Here is a 208-nt window from a genome sequence, read left to right on the forward strand (position 1 = left end):
GATGGGTTATCTTTTGAGAAACAATTAAATATTAACGTTAACGACATTAATGAAGCACCCACTGATTTGTTGCTTGACAAGACCGCAATTGCTGAAGGTCAAACAGATGGTGTAATTGGTAATCTCATCAGCATAGACCCAGATACAGGAAACACCTTTACTTATAGTTTAGTTACAGGGGATGGTGACACCGAAAACAGTTTATTTA

General features: G+C 37.0%; 1 protein-coding gene. It reads left to right on the top strand.

Annotated elements, in window-relative coordinates; genetic code table 11:
* Nucleotides 1-208, top strand: a 208-nt coding sequence (locus tag FFO06_RS21325) for a hypothetical protein (RefSeq protein WP_201275520.1), incomplete at both ends; no start/stop codon positions are given.

The organism is Dolichospermum planctonicum, from assembly GCF_005402965.1.
GTDB lineage: Bacteria > Cyanobacteriota > Cyanobacteriia > Cyanobacteriales > Nostocaceae > Dolichospermum > Dolichospermum planctonicum.